This window comes from Piezobacter thermophilus (assembly GCF_055386745.1).
On the sequence record NZ_AP042380.1, the window covers coordinates 2,415,361 to 2,432,013 of the forward strand.

Below are 16,653 nucleotides of genomic sequence, written 5' to 3' on the forward strand. Positions count from 1 at the left end.
CCCGAAATCCATTGCCTCCACTTCCGAACATGCCCTTCTTCGCCCCGAATCCGGGTGTCCACCTTCCCGTTTCCCATGCGTTCCACGCCGTCCCGGGACGTTGATTCGCGGCAGATGAGCCAAAGCGACGCCGCCGGTGCCATGAATTCCCGCGCCTCGGCTCCATGTATCCCCGGTTCACCGGCGCCACGGCAGACCGGCGCCCTGACCTTGGGGCAAATATGCAAATGCTGCATAGCGGCATTGACGCGCAGGGGGATTGTGCATCTGCAGCATCGACTTATGTTCCTCGCAACAGGCCGATGCGGATCGGCGCACGGCAAAGCAGACGGGAACTACGACGATGGCCGTTACCACTCACAACTTCGCCCGCAAGGGGCTCAATCTCGCCGCTCCGGCGGCGCTGTTCGAGGCCGCCCGCGAGCGCTTTCACGCCTACCGGCGCTATCGCCGGACCCTGAACGAGCTGGCACAGCTGACCGACCGCGAACTGGCCGATCTGGGCCTGCACCGGTCCGGGCTGAAGGCGGTCGCGCTGGAAGCGGCGCACAACGATCGCTGAGCCGACCCAGGAACGACCGTTCAGGCCCCCTTCCTCCTCCCTGAGGGCCTGACATTTGCGGCAGCATCCTTCCTCCTCCCTGATGCTGCCGCACCCATACCGGCCAAAAGCCGGGATCAGTGAAACGGGCCTTTTCCTCCTCCCTTGGGTCCGTCACTGAGACAGGCGCGGCGGCACCTCTCCTCCTCCCGGGTGCCGCCGCGACCAGCAATACCGGGCCGCAAGACCCGGGACCGAGCACCGGCCCCGTCTCCTCCTCCCTAGGGTCCGGCGCCACCAAGGGCGCGGCGGCGCATTTCCTCCTCCCTGGCGCCGCCCGCCCCTTCCATGCCGGCAACAGCCGGGCCGGGGCAGCGACCGCCTTCCTCCTCCTCCCTTCGGTCGCGCCCAAAAGGCAAGACGGCGGCACCCTTCCTCCCGGGGGGCCGCCGTTTTTCCTTTCGCCCATGCCTTCCATCGCTGCCGGCCATCGCCGGCGGAAGGGGCGCGGCAAACGCTCGGAGCGGGATCAGAACGGGATGTCGTCGGGCGCGGTCACGAAACGGGCCACCACCTTCTTGGTGCCGGCCTTCTCGAAAGCGATCTCCAGCTTGTCACCCTCGATGCCGATAATCGTGCCATAGCCGAATTTCTGGTGGAACACGCGCGCGCCCACGGCAAAGCTTGCCACCGGCTGGGCCTCGATCACCGCATCGCGCGCCGCTCGCGGCCGCCGGGCGGGTTCATGCCGGCCCGCGCGGGATTGCAGCCGCCGCCAGCCCGGCGAGTTGTAGCCGTCCGCCAACCGTGCGCGATCCTCGATTCCCGGTCCGGCCCCCGATCCGGCCCCTGATCCTGCCCCGGCCCTCGCCGCCACGCCGGCACCGCCGCCATACAGGCCCGGCGGGGTGAGCACCTCGACATGTTCGGCGGGCAGTTCGTCGATGAACCGCGAGGGCAGCTGCGACTGCCACTGGCCATAGACCCGCCGGTTGCCGGCGAACGAGATGGTGCACAGCTCTTCGGCGCGGGTGATGCCCACATAGGCAAGGCGGCGCTCTTCCTCCAGCCCCTTGATGCCGTTTTCGTCCATGCTGCGCTGCGAAGGGAACAGGCCGTCCTCCCACCCCGGCAGGAACACGGCGGGAAATTCCAGCCCCTTGGCGGCGTGCAGGGTCATGATCGACACCTTGTCGCCGCCATCATCGGAATCGTTGTCCATGATCAGAGCAACATGTTCGAGGAACCCTTCGAGGTTCTCGAAATTCTCCAGCGCCTTGACCAGTTCCTTGAGGTTTTCCAGCCGCCCCGGCGCCTCGGGCGAGCGGTCGTTCTGCCACATCCCGGTATAGCCGGATTCGTCGAGGATGATCTCGGCCAGCTCCACATGGCCGGTTTCGGCCATCATCCCCCGCCAGCGGGCAAGGTCCGCCACCAGCTGCCGCAGCGCGGCGCCGCCCTTGCCCTTGATCGCCCCCGACTCGACCGCCAGCGCCGCCCCCTGCAGCAGGCTCACCCCGTTGTCGCGCGCCATGCGCTGAATGGTCTGCTGCGCCACCTCGCCAAGGCCGCGCCTGGGCGTGTTGACGATGCGTTCGAAGGCCAGGTCATCCGACGCGCTGACCACCAGCCGGAAATAGGCCATGGCGTCGCGGATCTCGCGGCGTTCGTAGAAGCGCGGCCCGCCGATCACGCGATAAGGCAGGCCGATGGTCAGAAAACGGTCCTCGAAGGCGCGCATCTGGTGGCTGGCGCGCACGAGGATGGCGATTTCATTCAGGCCGAAGGGGCGCATTCCCCGCGTGCCCCGCTGCATCGATTCGATCTCGTCTCCGATCCAGCGGGCCTCTTCCTCGCCATCCCAGTGGCCGATCAGGCGAACCTTCTCGCCCTCTTCCGCCTCGGTCCACAGTTCCTTTCCCAGCCGGCTTTCATTACCGCGGATGATGGCCGAAGCCGCGGCAAGGATATGCGGGGTCGAGCGGTAATTCTGTTCGAGCCGCACCACATGGGCGCCGGGAAAGTCCTTTTCAAAGCGCAGGATGTTGCCCACCTCGGCCCCGCGCCAGCCATAGATCGACTGGTCGTCATCGCCCACGCAGCAGATGTTGTGGTGCCCTCCCGCCAGCAGGCGCAGCCACAGATACTGGGCGATATTGGTATCCTGATACTCGTCCACCAGGATATAGCGGAACCAGCGCCGGTATCGCTCCAGAATGTCCGGGTGGCCCTGGAAGATCGTGACCATGTGCAGCAGAAGGTCACCGAAATCCACCGCGTTCAGCTCGACCAGGCGGCGCTGATATTGCGCATAGATCTCGACCCCCATCCGGTTGTAGGCGCCCGCATCCGCCGCCGGCATCTTCCCGGGCGCCAGCGCCCGGTTCTTCCAGCCGTCGATGATGGCGGCCAGCTGACGGGCGGGCCAGCGCCGCTCGTCTATGCCGGCCGCCGCCACCAGCTGCCTGAGCAGGCGCAGCTGGTCGTCGGTATCCAGAATGGTGAAATTCGGCTTCAGGTGGATACGGTCCGCCCCTTCCCCGGCCGCCTCGCCCCGGTCGAAACCGATCAGCTCGGCATGCCGGCGCAGCAGCTTCACGCAGATGGCATGAAAGGTGCCCAGCCACGGCATCCCCTCGACCGGCTGGCCCAGCATCGCGGCCACGCGCTCCTTCATCTCGCGCGCGGCCTTGTTGGTGAAGGTCACGGCGAGAATCTCGTTCGGGCGCGCCCGGCCGGTGGCCAGCAGATGCACGATGCGCGCGGTCAGCGCCCGTGTCTTTCCGGTCCCGGCCCCGGCCAGCATCAGCACCGGGCCGTCGAGGCGCTCGACCGCCTCGCGCTGGGCCGGATTCAGCCCCTCGAGATAAGGTGCGGGCCGTGCGGCCGCGGCACGGGCAGACAGTGAATCGGCAGCTTCGAAGGCATCAGTATCGTCGGGATATGTCATGTCCCCCTGATTACCCGTTTTCCAAGGCGTCGGAAAGACCATGTTCGATAATTGTTCCATCTCCCTCCAGCCAGTTTTCATGATTTTTCCCGCCGCCGTTAACCCGACGGTCACATCCCTCGGCCAGAACCGGAACCGGAGTTCAAGGCGGAGGCACCATGTCCTCACCAGAGATGGAGTTGCGCAAACGCGCCCGGCCCTTGCGCGCAGGGGCAGTCCGATTTGCGGCCCGGCTGCGCCGGCTTGCCGCCGCACGACCCTCGAACTGTTCCTCGGGCTGGCTGGCGCTGGCGCTTCTCTCGGCGCTCACGCTGGCGGTGGCGCTGGCAGTGACCCGTTTGCCGGAGCCGGTCGCCAACAGCATCGTTCTGCAGGAAACCGCCCGCCGGGCCGAACTGTGGAAGCGCCGGGTTCTGACCCTTCTGGACCAGGATGTCGCGCGTCTGAAACCCGGCGGGCTGACGCCCGAAGCCCAGCTGCGGCTTTCCGCGCTGCCGCTCATGTCGGACATCTATCGGCTGAAGATCTTTGACCGCGACGGGCGCATCATCTGGTCATCGCGACCGGGCGAGGTCGGGTCCACCACCACTGCCGCCTATTTCTTCGATACCGTCGCCCGGGGTCGGCAATTCGCGCGGCTGGACCGCACACCGGCCTCGGAAATCGACAATCTGGACCTGCATTCGGGCCCTGGTGCCGGACGGCCCCAACATGTCGTCGCCGAAGTCTATACGCCGATATGGGCGCGCGGGCGATTCGCCGGCGCGGTGGAGTTCTATTCGGATGTGACCGCCCCCCACGCGGCGCTGTTGCGCATGGTCAGGCTGCTTCTTCTGACGATCGGCGGCAGCGGCCTGCTGTTTGCCGGTTTCGGGACTGTCACGCTGATCCGCGCGAACCGCAAGCGCGTGCAGGAAATGAATGCCCGCTCCGCGCGCGATGCAGAATCGATGGCCCGGCAAGTGCAACTTGCGCGCGAGGTGCAACTGCTCAGCGAACTCAACGAATGGCTGCAGTCGGCGGCAACGCTGGATGAACTGTTTGCGATGGTGTCGCGCTTCATGACCCATCTTTTCGCCGCATCCGAAGGGGCGATCTATGTCTTTTCCAATTCGCGCGACGTGCTGGACGGGTGGGTCGCGTGGAACGGCGCGGAACTGCGCGATCACATCCGGCCCGACGAATGCTGGGGCCTGCGCCGGGGGCGAACCTACGCCTATGGCAACGCCGAAGTCAATTTCGCCTGCGAGCACACCGAACCGCATGATGGACGCCCCTATTTCTGCTTTCCGATCCTCGCCCATGGGGAAACCGTCGGCCTCATGCATTTGCGTGCGGCGGAACATGAATCGGAATCGGGCTTCCGCTCCTGCCGGAAACTGGCGCAGATGGCGGCCGAGCAGATCTCGATGGCCATCGCCAACGTGCAGATGCGCGACCAGCTGCGCGAGCAGTCGATTCGCGACCCCCTGACCGGCCTGTTCAACCGCCGCCACATGACCGAGACACTGCGTCGCCGGTTACTGCGTGCGCGGCAGGACGGAACGCCGCTTTCGCTGCTGTCGATCGACGTCGATCACTTCAAGCTGTTCAACGACAATCATGGCCACGACGCGGGTGATGCGGTTCTGCGTCGTGTTGCCGAACTTCTGGAACACAGCGTCAATGGCGACGAAATCGCCTGCCGTCCCGGGGGCGAAGAATTCGCGGTGATCCTGCCGGGGCTCTCCCCGGACAACGCGCGCGCCCGTGCCGAGCAGCTTCGCGCCACCGTTCAGGGGCTTCATGTACACTATGCCGGCAAGGATCTGCCTCGAATCACCATCTCGGTCGGTGTCGCGCATTACCCCGAGCATGGCCAGACCGTTCAGGAACTGGTGAAATCCGCCGATGACGCGCTCTATGACGCGAAGGCGTGCGGCCGGAACACGGTTTGTCAACCTGGCGAGGCCTGCGTGCGCGGGGCCCCGGAACCGGCGGACGGGTCTCGGACAGCCGGCCCGGAGCGGGATGACGCCGCTCCGCATCCCGATTCCCGGCCAGCACCGGATACGACGCCGTCCTGCGCCAGAAACAAGGCGGCCTGACCGGGGCCTGCAGCCGGAGTTCTTGTTCCGCGTCCGGCATGTTGCGATACTGGCAGGGCCCGACACGGAACGGAGTGCCAGCGAATGCCGATCCCGACCCTCAGATTTGCCCTTGCCGCCGCGGCGATGCTTCCGACGGCGGCCACGGCCCATGAATTCACCGTCACCTACATCATCGCCCAATCCGCGCAGCCACAGGCACGGGCAGCCTTCCTGCTGGCCTCGTCGGAACGCGACGGCCACGCGGGCGAAACCTCCGAGGGCCATCTCGGAGGGCTCGATTCGCAACTGGAACTTGTCACCCCCGGCATGCAGGTTCCGGATTCGGACATCGTCGTGGCCATCGCACCCGCCACCCTGCCCGACGATACCGGCTCCGCCTGGGCCTTCACGCTTGACGAGGTGCTCCCCCGCGCGCGTACCGAATTCCTTGACGGCCCGGATTTTCCGACCCGCTATCAGGCTCGCTACGGAACTCCGCCCGACGATGCCGCCCGCCTCGTCTATGTTTCCGCCCGCCTGATCGACATTGCGGTGAGGGCCCAGGGGGGCACCGCCGACCGCTCCGCGCTGCAACAGGCCATCTCCAGCTACTGATCTGCCCCCTTCCTCTTGCCCGAAATACTCCGGGGGTGAACGGGCCAAAGGCCCGGAGGGGGCAGAGCCCCCTCTGGACAACGCGGCTGCCTTGCCGCAACCCTCGCATCATGAACCTGCACAGCACCTTTCCGGGGGTCATGGACCTGAAATGGCGCGCAAGACGGCGCCTGCCGAAATTCGTCTGGGAATATCTCGACAGCGGCACCGGGTCCGAGGCCACCAAGGCCCGCAACCGCGCAGCACTCGACCGGGTGGGGTTCATGCCGTCGATCCTGCACGGTCCGCTGGAATGCAACCTTTCCACCACCTTTCTCGGGCACCGCTTTCCCCTGCCTTTCGGCGTGGCGCCCATCGGCATGTCGGGATTGATCTGGCCCGAAGCGGAGCGCCACCTCGCCCGCTGCGCCGCCCGGGCCGGCATACCATGGACGCTCTCCACCGTTGCCACGCAAAGCCCCGAGGACATGGCGCCGCATCTGGGGGAACATGCGTGGTTCCAGCTGTACCCCCCGAAACGGGAAGAGATCCGCCGCGACCTGGTGAACCGCGCGCGCGATGCCGGATTCACCACGCTTGTCCTCACCGCAGACGTTCCCGTGGCGTCCCGACGCGAACGCCAGACCCGATCGGGCCTGACCCAGCCACCGAAACTCACACCCCGGCTGCTGGCTCAGGTGGCGCTGCGGCCGGCATGGGCGCTGGGCATGGCGCGAACGGGCATGCCGCGCATGCGGACGCTGGACAAGTATATCGACGGGCAGTTGAAGACCCTGCCACCCACCGCGCATATCGGATATATCCTGCGCACCTCGCCCGACATGGAATACGTCAAATGGCTGCGCGACCACTGGGACGGGCCCTTCATCGTCAAGGGCGTGCTGCGCCCCGAGGATGCCGACCGGCTCCAGGCGGCAGGCGCCGATGCGCTGTGGGTTTCCAACCATGCCGGCCGCCAGTTCGACGGCGCACCCGCCGCCATCGACGCCCTGCCCTCCATTCGCGCGGCGACGAAACTGCCGCTGATCTTCGACAGCGGCGTGGAAGGCGGACTCGACATCCTGCGCGCCGTCGCGCTGGGCGCAGATTTCGTGATGCTGGGACGGGCCTTCCATTTCGCCCTCGCCGCCCTGGGCGCGAACGGCCCGGACCACCTGATCGACATCCTCAAGCGGGACATGGAAGCGAACATGGGACAGCTGGGGGCCCGCGATCTGCAAAGCCTGCCACCGCCGATCCACCTGCCGGAAATGCAGGAAAATCCCGACCGACCGGTCGGCTGAGACAGGAAGTTTCCGTGCACGCCGGCAAGGCTTTGCAATACTTCCCGCCATCGCGCGGCAAGGTCGCCTGTTGGCGTTATCATGCCGGATCCGCCCTCACCGCGCCTGTACGGAACGCGTAATACCCCCTACAAACCGCCGCAACTCATCACCCAGCCGAGGCCACACATGACCGAGTTCAAGAAGATCCTGATCGCCAACCGCGGCGAAATCGCGATCCGCGTGATGCGCGCTGCCAACGAGATGGGCAAACGCACGGTGGCAGTCTACGCGGAAGAAGACAAGTTGAGCCTGCACCGCTTCAAGTCGGATGAAGCCTACCGCATCGGCGAGGGGCTGGGGCCGGTCGCGGCCTACCTGTCCATCGACGAAATCATCCGCGTGGCCCGCGAAAGCGGCGCCGACGCGATCCACCCCGGCTATGGGCTTCTGTCGGAAAACCCAGACTTCGTGGATGCCTGCACGGCCGCCGGCATCGCCTTCATCGGCCCGCGCGCCGAAACCATGCGGGCGCTGGGCGACAAGGCCAGCGCCCGGCAGGTGGCCATTGCCGCCGGCGTGCCGGTGATCCCCGCCACCGAGGTTTTGGGTGACGACATGGACAAAATCCGCGCCCAGGCCGATGCCATCGGCTATCCGCTGATGCTCAAGGCCTCATGGGGTGGCGGCGGGCGGGGCATGCGCCCGATCATGGGTCCCGAGGAGCTGGCCGAGAAGGTGATGGAGGGCCGGCGCGAGGCCGAGGCCGCCTTCGGCAACGGCGAAGGCTACCTGGAGAAGATGATTACCCGCGCCCGCCATGTGGAGGTGCAGATCCTCGGCGACCGGAACGGGCAGATCTATCACCTGTACGAGCGCGACTGCTCGGTCCAGCGCCGCAACCAGAAGGTGGTGGAGCGCGCCCCCGCCCCCTGGCTGGACGACGCCCGCCGCGCCGAACTGTGCGAGCTGGGGCTGAAGATCGCCCGCGCGGTGGGCTACGAGAACGCCGGCACCGTGGAATTCCTGATGGATGCGGATACGGGCGCATTCTACTTCATCGAGGTCAACCCCCGCATCCAGGTCGAACACACGGTGACCGAAGAGGTGACCGGCATCGACATCGTGCGCGCCCAGATCATGATCGCCGAAGGCAAATCCATTGCCGAGGCCACCGGCATGGCGTGCCAGCAGGACATCCGCCTCAACGGTCACGCCCTGCAGACCCGGATCACCACCGAGGACCCGCAGAACAACTTCATCCCCGATTACGGCCGCATCACCGCCTATCGCAGCGCCACCGGCATGGGCATCCGCCTTGACGGCGGCACCGCCTATTCAGGCGGCGTCATCACCCGCTATTACGACAGCCTGCTGACCAAGGTCACCGCCTGGGCGCCGACGCCCGAGATGGCGATTGCCCGCATGGACCGCGCCCTGCGCGAATTCCGCATCCGCGGGGTGGCGACCAACATCGCCTTCGTCGAGAACCTGCTCAAGCACCCGAAGTTCCTGAGCAACGAATACACGACGCGCTTCATCGACGAAACGCCCGAGCTGTTCCATTTCGAGAAACGCCGCGACCGGGGCACCAAGGTCCTGACCTATATCGCCGACGTCACCGTGAACGGGCACCCTGAAACCCGCGATCGCCCGCGCCCGCCCGCGGGCCTCAAGCCCCCGCGCCCGCCGGCAAGAATGACCGACCCGGCGCCGGGCACCCGCAACCTTCTGGAGCGCGAAGGCCCCAAGGCCGTCGCCGACTGGATGCGCGCGCAGAAGCGGCTGCTGATCACCGACACCACCATGCGCGACGGGCACCAGTCGCTGCTGGCGACCCGGATGCGCTCGATCGACATGATCCGGGTGGCGCCGGCCTATGCCGCCAACCTGCCCGGTCTGTTCAGCGTCGAATGCTGGGGCGGCGCCACCTTCGACGTGGCCTATCGCTTCCTGCAGGAATGCCCGTGGCAGCGGCTGCGCGATCTGCGCGCGGCCATGCCCAACCTGATGACGCAGATGCTGCTGCGCGGCGCGAACGGGGTGGGATACACCAACTATCCCGACAACGTGGTGCGCGAATTCGTCCGCCAGGCCGCCGCCAGCGGGGTGGACCTGTTCCGCGTCTTCGACAGCCTCAACTGGGTCGAGAACATGCGCGTAGCCATGGACGCGGTGATCGAGCAGGACAAGCTCTGCGAAGGCGCGATCTGCTACACGGGCGACATTCTCGACCCCGACCGGGCCAAATACGATCTGAAATACTACGTCTCCATGGCCCGCGAGCTGGAGGCCGCCGGCGCCCATATCCTGGGGCTCAAGGACATGGCGGGGCTTTTGAAGCCCGCCGCGGCGCGGGTGCTGATCCGGGCCCTGAAGGAAGAGGTCGGCCTGCCGATCCACTTCCACACCCACGACACCGGCGGCATCGCCGGCGCCACCATCCTCGCCGCGGCCGAGGCCGGGGTGGATGCGGTGGATGCGGCGATGGACGCGATGTCGGGGGGCACCTCGCAGCCCTGCCTGGGTTCGATCGTCGAGGCGCTGCGCGGGAGCCCGCGCGATACCGGGCTGGATATCGGCGCCATCCGCGCCATCTCCGATTACTGGGAGGCGGTGCGCAACCAGTATGCCGCCTTCGAGGCCGGCCTTCGGGCGCCGGCCTCCGAGGTCTATCTGCACGAGATGCCGGGGGGGCAGTTCACTAACCTCAAGGCACAGGCGCGCAGCCTGGGGCTCGAGGAGCGCTGGCACGAGGTGGCGCAGACCTATTCGGAAGTGAACCGCATGTTCGGCGATATCGTGAAGGTCACGCCCAGCTCCAAGGTGGTGGGCGACATGGCGCTGATGATGGTGGCCCAGGGGCTGACCCGCGAGCAGGTCGAAGACCCAGAGGTCGAGGTCGCCTTCCCCGATTCGGTGATCGACATGATGCGGGGCAATCTGGGCCAGCCGCCGGGCGGCTTTCCCGAGAAGATCGTGAGGAAGGTGCTCAAGGGCGAGAAGCCCGACACCGGGCGGCCGGGCCGGCACCTGCCGCTGGTGGATCTGGAAAAGACCCGCGCCGAGTTAAGCGAAAGGCTGGGCGGGCGCGAGATCGACGACGAGGATCTGAACGGGTATCTCATGTATCCCAAGGTGTTCCTCGACTACATGGAGCGGCACGACCAGTACGGCCCCGTGCGCACCCTGCCCACCACCACCTTCTTCTACGGCATGGAGCCGGGCGAGGAGATCAGCGCCGAGATCGACCCCGGCAAGACGCTGGAAATCCGCCTGCAGGCGGTGGGCGAGACCAATGAAGAGGGCGAGGTCAAGGTCTTCTTCGAGCTCAACGGCCAGCCGCGGGTGATTCGCGTGCCCGACCGGCGGGTTGCGTCGCGGGCATCTGCGCGCGCCCGCGCCGAAGAGGGCAATCCCGCCCATGTGGGCGCGCCGATGCCCGGCGTGGTGGCGACGGTGGCGGTTGCCGCCGGGCAGAAGGTGAGCGCGGGCGACCTGCTGCTGACCATCGAGGCGATGAAGATGGAAACCGGCATCCATGCCGAGCATGCGGCGGTGGTCAGGGCGGTCCATGTCGCCCCCGGCACCCAGGTCGATGCCAAGGATCTGCTGGTCGAGTTCGAAGACGAATGACCCGAACCGCTCCCCGCGCCTTGCGGGGGCGGCCCGTTACCCGGGCGGCGTGCCGGGCCGGCGCGGACCGCCGCATCTTCCGCGCGGGCACAGGCCGGGCGGCCCCTTGGGCGTGCCGCAAATCGCGGACCTTGCCGCCTGCCCTGCGCCGCGCCAAAAATTTTTCCGATCCCGCGATTTTCCTCTTGCAGCGCAACGCGGATATTTATATTTCACGCCTCACCCAAGGACGCGGGCGTAGCTCAGGGGTAGAGCATTACCTTGCCAAGGTAAGGGTCGTGAGTTCGAATCTCATCGCCCGCTCCATTGAAAAGCCTCCGGTTTTCCGGGGGCTTTTCCATTTTCGGACAGCCCCGCCCACAGCACCATCCCGCGTGCCGGCGGCGGCAGGCCCGGGCGGCGCAGGGCGGCCGTGGATGCGTGCCCGGGGCCGGTTCAGAATGCCTTGAAAGTGAGCGTGGTCAGCGACCTTTCGATGCCGGGGATGTCCAGCAGCTGTTCGTTGATGAACTTGCCCACATCCTCGTCCTCGGGGATGTAGAGCTTCATCAGCAGATCGTATTCGCCGCTGGTGGAATAGAGCTCGGAATGGATTTCGCGCAGGGCGATTTCCTCGGCGACCTTGTAGGTGGTGCCCGGCTTGCAGCGGATCTGGACGAAAACGCAGGTGGTCATGGGATTTGCCTTCGGTTCGGTCTTTGCTGCCCAAGCTGGCATGCCGCGCAGGCGGGCGCAATCCCCGGCCTTGGCGAGGCGGGAGGAAGGGGGCGCTGCCCCCTCTTGCCCCGTGCCGGGGCAATTCACCCCCGGAGTATTTGGGGCAAGAGGAAGCATGGCATGGGCGAGCCGGCGGGAAACGGGTTTTCCCGGCGCGGGCTTGCGTCTATAAGCGTCGCGATCATCAGGGGATGCAGAGATGCGCAGCGCCACGATCAGCCGCAGGACGGCAGAGACCGAGATTTCCGTGACCGTCAATCTCGACGGGACCGGGCGCTATGACAACAGCACCGGCATAGGGTTCTTCGATCACATGCTGGACCAGCTTTCGCGGCATTCGCTGATCGACATGGAGATTCGCGCCGAGGGCGATCTGCATATCGACGACCACCATACGGTCGAGGATACCGGTATTGCCCTGGGCCAGGCGCTGGCGCAGGCACTGGGGGACAAGACCGGCATCCGCCGCTATGGTGCCTGCCTGCTGCCGATGGATGATGCCTTGGTGCGCGCGGCGCTGGATCTTTCGGGACGGCCCTATCTGGTGTGGAACCTTGACCTGCCGGCCCCGAAGATCGGCAGTTTCGATACCGAGCTAGTGCGCGAATTCTTCACCGCCTTTTCCACTCATGGCGGCATCACCTTGCATGTGGATGCCCTGCACGGCTTCAACAGCCATCATCTGGCCGAGGCCGCCTTCAAGGCTGTGGCCCGCGCCCTGCGCGAGGCGGTCGAGACGGACCCGCGCAAGGCGGATGCGGTGCCCTCGACCAAGGGTGCGCTGTGACCCCATGCTGACGGCGATCATCGATTACGAAAGCGGCAACCTGCATTCTGCCGAGAAGGCGTTTCAGCGCATGGCGCGCGAGGTGGGCGGCGGAACCGTGGTGGTGACCTCGGATGCCGACGTGGTCGCGCGCGCCGACCGGATCGTGCTGCCCGGCGACGGCGCCTTTCCTGCCTGTGCGGCGGCGTTGCGCGGCCAGTCCGGCCTGCATGACGCGCTGCGCGAGGCGGTCGAACTTCGCGGGCGCCCGTTTCTGGGCATCTGCGTGGGAATGCAGCTCATGGCGGAATGGGGGCGCGAATATGAGGACACGCCGGGGCTGGGCTGGATCGGCGGCGAAGTGGTCAGGATCATCCCTTCGGATCCTTCGCTCAAGGTCCCGCACATGGGCTGGAACGACCTGGTGATCGACCATGACCACCCCGTGTTCGACGGGGTTCGGACCGGCGATCACGTCTATTTCGTGCATTCCTACCACTTCCGGGTCGAGGATCCCGCCCACCGGCTGGCGCATGTGGATTACGGCGGCGACGTCACCGCCGTGATCGGCCGCGACACCATGCTGGGAATGCAGTTCCACCCCGAGAAAAGCCAGAAGGTGGGCCTTCGCCTGATCGGAAATTTCCTGCGCTGGCGGCCCTGAGCGCCACGCAAGGCCCCGCCCCAGCTCTCATGCGCCGGCCTGCGGGCGGCCAAGTCCGCCTACTGCCGCGTCCAGTTGCCGCCATTGCGGCAGATCAACCCGCCCAGCACGCAGCCGGACACCGCCAGCTTGTCGCCCTGAAGCTGCATTTTCGACGCATAGACCTTGTCCCGATCCGGCGCCCAGATCTTTCCGCCGCCATAGGCGCCGTCACCTTCGTTGACCATGTCCCAGACGATCTTCTTGCCGATATTCTCAGACTCCTTTTCTGCGCCGCTGGCGTCAAAAGCCTTCACCAGCGTACCGCAGATCTTGTCGCCACAAGCCTCGATCCGTATCAGTCCGGAATCGCCATTGTCATCCGGTTCTGTCCGCCAGTTCCCGAAAACCGGATCGGCCATCGCGGCGCCGGCCACTCCCATTCCCAAAACCAGGCCGAGAAGGATTTTCCGCATTGTCTTGCCTCCCTGTCATGGGTGCAGATTGGCGCAGGCCGGGCCGGTCTGGCAAGCCCGGCAAGGGCACGCGTTGCAATTCCGCCGCGTCCGGTGCAAGAAACCGCCCGAACCTCACCGGAAAGGCTGCCCCATGATCCTTTACCCCGCCATCGACCTGAAGGACGGCCAGGCCGTGCGCCTGCTGCGCGGCGAGATGGACAAGGCCACCGTCTTCAACGACGATCCCGCCGCCCAGGCCCGTTCCTTCGCGCGGGCGGGGGCCGAATGGCTGCACCTGGTGGATCTCAACGGCGCATTCGCCGGCCGGCCGGTCAATGCGGCGGCGGTCGAGGCAATCCTTGCCGCAGTGGACATCCCCGCCCAGCTTGGCGGCGGCATCCGCGACCTGGCCACCATCGAAGCCTGGCTGGAAAAGGGGCTTGCCCGGGTGATCCTCGGCACCGTGGCGGTGGAAAACCCCAACCTCGTGCGCGAAGCCGCCCGCGCCTTCCCCGGCCGGGTCGCGGTCGGCATCGACGCCCGCGCCGGCCGCGTCGCCACCCGCGGCTGGGCCGAGGAAACCGACACCGATGCCACCGATCTTGCCCGCTCCTTCGAAGACGCAGGCGTTGCCGCCATCATCTACACCGACATCCAGCGTGACGGCGCCATGCAGGGGCCGAACATCCACGCCACCGAGACCCTGGCCCGCGCCGTCTCGATCCCGGTGATTGCATCGGGCGGGGTCTCCTCGCTGGCCGACCTCATCGCCCTGCGCGATACCGGGATCATCGCCGGAGCGATCTCGGGCCGGGCACTCTACGACGGCGCGCTCGACCTCAACGAAGCCCTCGCAGCCCTGCAAGACTGACCCCTCCGATCTTTTTCTGGCGGCAAATATCCCGGGGGTGAATTGCCCCGGTACGGGGCAAGAGGGGGCAGCGCCCCCCGCCCGCGCTTGACAGCCCGGCCCGCCGGCCGGACAGTCCCGCCATGACCCGCCCGCCATGCAACACCCCGCGCGAGATCGAGGAACTGCCCGACCTGGGCATCCGGCTGTCCGACGGCACCCGCCTTTCCGCCCGCGTCTGGCGACCGGTGGACGCAGGCCGCGATCCGGTGCCGGCGATCCTCGAATACCTCCCCTACCGCAAGCGCGACGGCACCGCCGAGCGGGACGCGCTGACCCACCCCTGGTTCGCCCGCCGCGGCTATGCCTGCATCCGCGTGGACATGCGCGGCAACGGCGACAGCGAAGGGCTGATGGCGGACGAATACACCCCGCAGGAGCTGGCCGACGCGGTCGAGGTGATCTACTGGCTGGCGGCGCAGGAGTGGTGCTCGGGCACGGTGGGCATGATGGGGATCAGCTGGGGCGGGTTCAACGCCCTGCAGGTGGCGGCACTGGCCCCCGAACCTCTCAAGGCCATCATCACGCTGTGCTCGACCGTGGACCGCTACGCCAACGACATCCACTACAAGGGCGGCTGCCTGCTGAACGAGAACCTCGGATGGGGCGCGACCATGTGGGCCTATTCCTCGCGCGCCCCCGACCCGGCCCTGCGCGAGGACTGGCGCGAGATGTGGCTGCAGCGGCTGAAGGCCGAGCCCTTCCTGCCCGCGATCTGGCTGCGCCACCAGCGCCTCGACGCCTACTGGCGGCACGGATCGGTGTGCGAGGATTACGCCGCCATCCGGGCCAAGGTCCTGGCGGTGGGCGGCTGGGCGGATTCCTACCACAACGCGGTGCCACAAATCGTCGAGAACATCCCCGGCGCCAAGGGGATCGTGGGACCATGGGTCCACAAATACCCCCATTTCGCGGTGCCCGAGCCGCGCATCGGCTTTCTGCAGGAGGCGTTGCGATGGTGGGACCGCTGGCTGAAGGAACTGGACACTGGGGTCGAGAACGACCCTGACTATCGCGCCTGGCTCATGGACGGGGTTCGCCCGGCCAGCTGGTATGCCGAACGCCCCGGCCGCTGGATCGCCGAGGCGAAGGGCGCCACCTCCCACCTGCCCCGGCGGATCCTGCACCTGACCGCTGCGGGCCTGTCCGACAGGCCCGGCCCGCTTGCCGTGCGGGTCCGCTCGCCACATCACTGCGGGATGGCGGCAGGCGAGTTCTGCCCGATCTGGCTGGGTCCCGACATGCCTGGCGACCAGCGCGTGGATGACGCGTTCTCGGCCTGTTTCGACAGCGCGCCGCTGCCCGAAGACACCGACATCGTCGGCGCGCCGCGGCTTCGGCTGCGGCTGTCCTCGGACCGTCCCGCCGCGCAGGTGGCGGTCCGGTTGAACCATGTCCACCCCGACGGCGCCTCGACCCGGATCACGTGGGGCGTTCTGAATCTGACCCACCGCAACGGCCATGCCGCCCCCGAACCGCTGGAGCCGGGGCAGGAACATGACGTGGTCATACCGCTCGACCATATCGCCTGGCGGGTACCCAAGGGGCACCGGCTGCGGGTCGCGATCTCGTCCGCCTATTGGCCCATTCTGTGGCCCTCGCCCGAGACGGCGGAACTGACCTTGCGGGGCGGCGTTCTGGACCTGCCCGTGCGCGAGGCCGCACAGGGGCCGGAATGGACATTCCCGCCGCCCGACATGGCCAGGCTGCAGAACGTGCGCAGGCTGCGCGAAGCTTGCAACAGCCGCAAGGTGGAAACCGACCTGGCCACCGGCCGGGTGCACCTGACCATCGAGGACGATTTCGGCATGGTCGAGGACTGCGACCACGGTGGCATCATCGGGTCGATCGCAAGGGAACGCTGGACGATCCATCCCGACGACCCCCTCTCGGCGCGGGGCGTCTGTCACTGGACCGAGGAAACCGGGCGGAGCGGGCTGCGCCTGCGCACCGAGGCACGCTGCGAGATGCGGTCCGATCGGACGCATTTCCACCTGAAGGCGCGGCTGGAAGCCTATGAGAACGATCGCCCGGCGTACGAACGCGAGGTCGAGGATTCGATCCCGCGGGACGGGACCTGACCGGC

Annotated in this window: 12 protein-coding genes and 1 tRNA gene; 10 read left to right on the top strand and 3 right to left on the bottom strand. The window is 66.9% G+C overall.

Annotated features, from left to right (window positions below):
* Window positions 1-343 precede the first annotated feature (343 nt).
* Window positions 344-562 (top strand): DUF1127 domain-containing protein, encoded by a 219-nt coding sequence (locus tag ACZ5CM_RS11665; RefSeq protein ID WP_464638930.1) that lies wholly within the window; start codon window positions 344-346, stop codon window positions 560-562.
* 508 nt (window positions 563-1,070) lie between these two features.
* On the opposite strand, the gene ACZ5CM_RS11670 is transcribed toward ACZ5CM_RS11665, so the two are convergent.
* Window positions 1,071-3,491, bottom strand: a complete 2,421-nt coding sequence (locus ACZ5CM_RS11670; protein WP_464638932.1) for an ATP-dependent helicase — start codon at window positions 3,489-3,491, stop codon at window positions 1,071-1,073.
* Between the two features lie 158 nt (window positions 3,492-3,649).
* Between ACZ5CM_RS11670 and ACZ5CM_RS11675 the strand changes: the two genes are divergently transcribed.
* The 5 genes from ACZ5CM_RS11675 to ACZ5CM_RS11695 all read left to right on the top strand — a co-directional run bounded on the left by ACZ5CM_RS11675 (window position 3,650) and on the right by ACZ5CM_RS11695 (window position 11,379).
* Complete coding sequence (locus tag ACZ5CM_RS11675) at window positions 3,650-5,578, top strand: sensor domain-containing diguanylate cyclase (protein WP_464638934.1); 1,929 nt, start codon at window positions 3,650-3,652, stop codon at window positions 5,576-5,578.
* A gap of 84 nt (window positions 5,579-5,662) precedes the next feature.
* A complete protein-coding gene (locus tag ACZ5CM_RS11680; protein WP_464638936.1) occupies window positions 5,663-6,175 on the top strand; it encodes a hypothetical protein in 513 nt (170 codons plus the stop codon).
* A 110-nt stretch (window positions 6,176-6,285) separates the two neighbouring features.
* Window positions 6,286-7,458: an alpha-hydroxy acid oxidase gene (locus ACZ5CM_RS11685; protein ID WP_464638938.1), complete on the top strand. Its 1,173-nt coding sequence runs from the start codon at window positions 6,286-6,288 to the stop codon at window positions 7,456-7,458.
* A gap of 168 nt (window positions 7,459-7,626) precedes the next feature.
* Entirely contained in the window at window positions 7,627-11,073 is a 3,447-nt protein-coding gene (locus ACZ5CM_RS11690; RefSeq protein WP_464638940.1) for a pyruvate carboxylase, read from the top strand.
* A gap of 231 nt (window positions 11,074-11,304) precedes the next feature.
* Window positions 11,305-11,379: transfer RNA gene (locus ACZ5CM_RS11695), tRNA-Gly, on the top strand.
* A gap of 129 nt (window positions 11,380-11,508) precedes the next feature.
* On the opposite strand, the gene ACZ5CM_RS11700 is transcribed toward ACZ5CM_RS11695, so the two are convergent.
* Window positions 11,509-11,748 carry an Lrp/AsnC family transcriptional regulator gene (locus ACZ5CM_RS11700; protein ID WP_464638942.1) on the bottom strand — a complete coding sequence of 80 codons (240 nt, stop codon included), beginning with the start codon at window positions 11,746-11,748 and terminating at the stop codon, window positions 11,509-11,511.
* A 241-nt stretch (window positions 11,749-11,989) separates the two neighbouring features.
* Here ACZ5CM_RS11700 and hisB point away from each other — a divergent pair, with 241 nt between their 5' ends.
* Together hisB and hisH are read left to right on the top strand one after the other, a co-directional pair.
* The gene (hisB, locus tag ACZ5CM_RS11705; RefSeq protein WP_464638944.1) at window positions 11,990-12,577 is read left to right on the top strand and encodes an imidazoleglycerol-phosphate dehydratase HisB; all 588 of its coding nucleotides are present in this window, start codon (window positions 11,990-11,992) and stop codon (window positions 12,575-12,577) included.
* 4 nt (window positions 12,578-12,581) lie between these two features.
* Complete coding sequence (hisH, locus tag ACZ5CM_RS11710) at window positions 12,582-13,220, top strand: imidazole glycerol phosphate synthase subunit HisH (RefSeq protein WP_464638946.1); 639 nt, start codon at window positions 12,582-12,584, stop codon at window positions 13,218-13,220.
* A gap of 59 nt (window positions 13,221-13,279) precedes the next feature.
* Here hisH and ACZ5CM_RS11715 read toward each other — a convergent pair whose 3' ends face one another.
* Window positions 13,280-13,675, bottom strand: coding sequence for a DUF2147 domain-containing protein (locus tag ACZ5CM_RS11715; RefSeq protein WP_464638948.1), 396 nt, complete (start codon window positions 13,673-13,675; stop codon window positions 13,280-13,282).
* Between the two features lie 133 nt (window positions 13,676-13,808).
* On the opposite strand from ACZ5CM_RS11715, the gene hisA reads away from it, so the two are divergent.
* Together hisA and ACZ5CM_RS11725 are read left to right on the top strand one after the other, a co-directional pair.
* A complete protein-coding gene (gene hisA / locus ACZ5CM_RS11720; RefSeq protein ID WP_464638950.1) occupies window positions 13,809-14,528 on the top strand; it encodes a 1-(5-phosphoribosyl)-5-[(5-phosphoribosylamino)methylideneamino]imidazole-4-carboxamide isomerase in 720 nt (239 codons plus the stop codon).
* 122 nt (window positions 14,529-14,650) lie between these two features.
* Window positions 14,651-16,648, top strand: coding sequence for a CocE/NonD family hydrolase (locus ACZ5CM_RS11725; protein WP_464638952.1), 1,998 nt, complete (start codon window positions 14,651-14,653; stop codon window positions 16,646-16,648).
* Window positions 16,649-16,653: the final 5 nt, after the last annotated feature.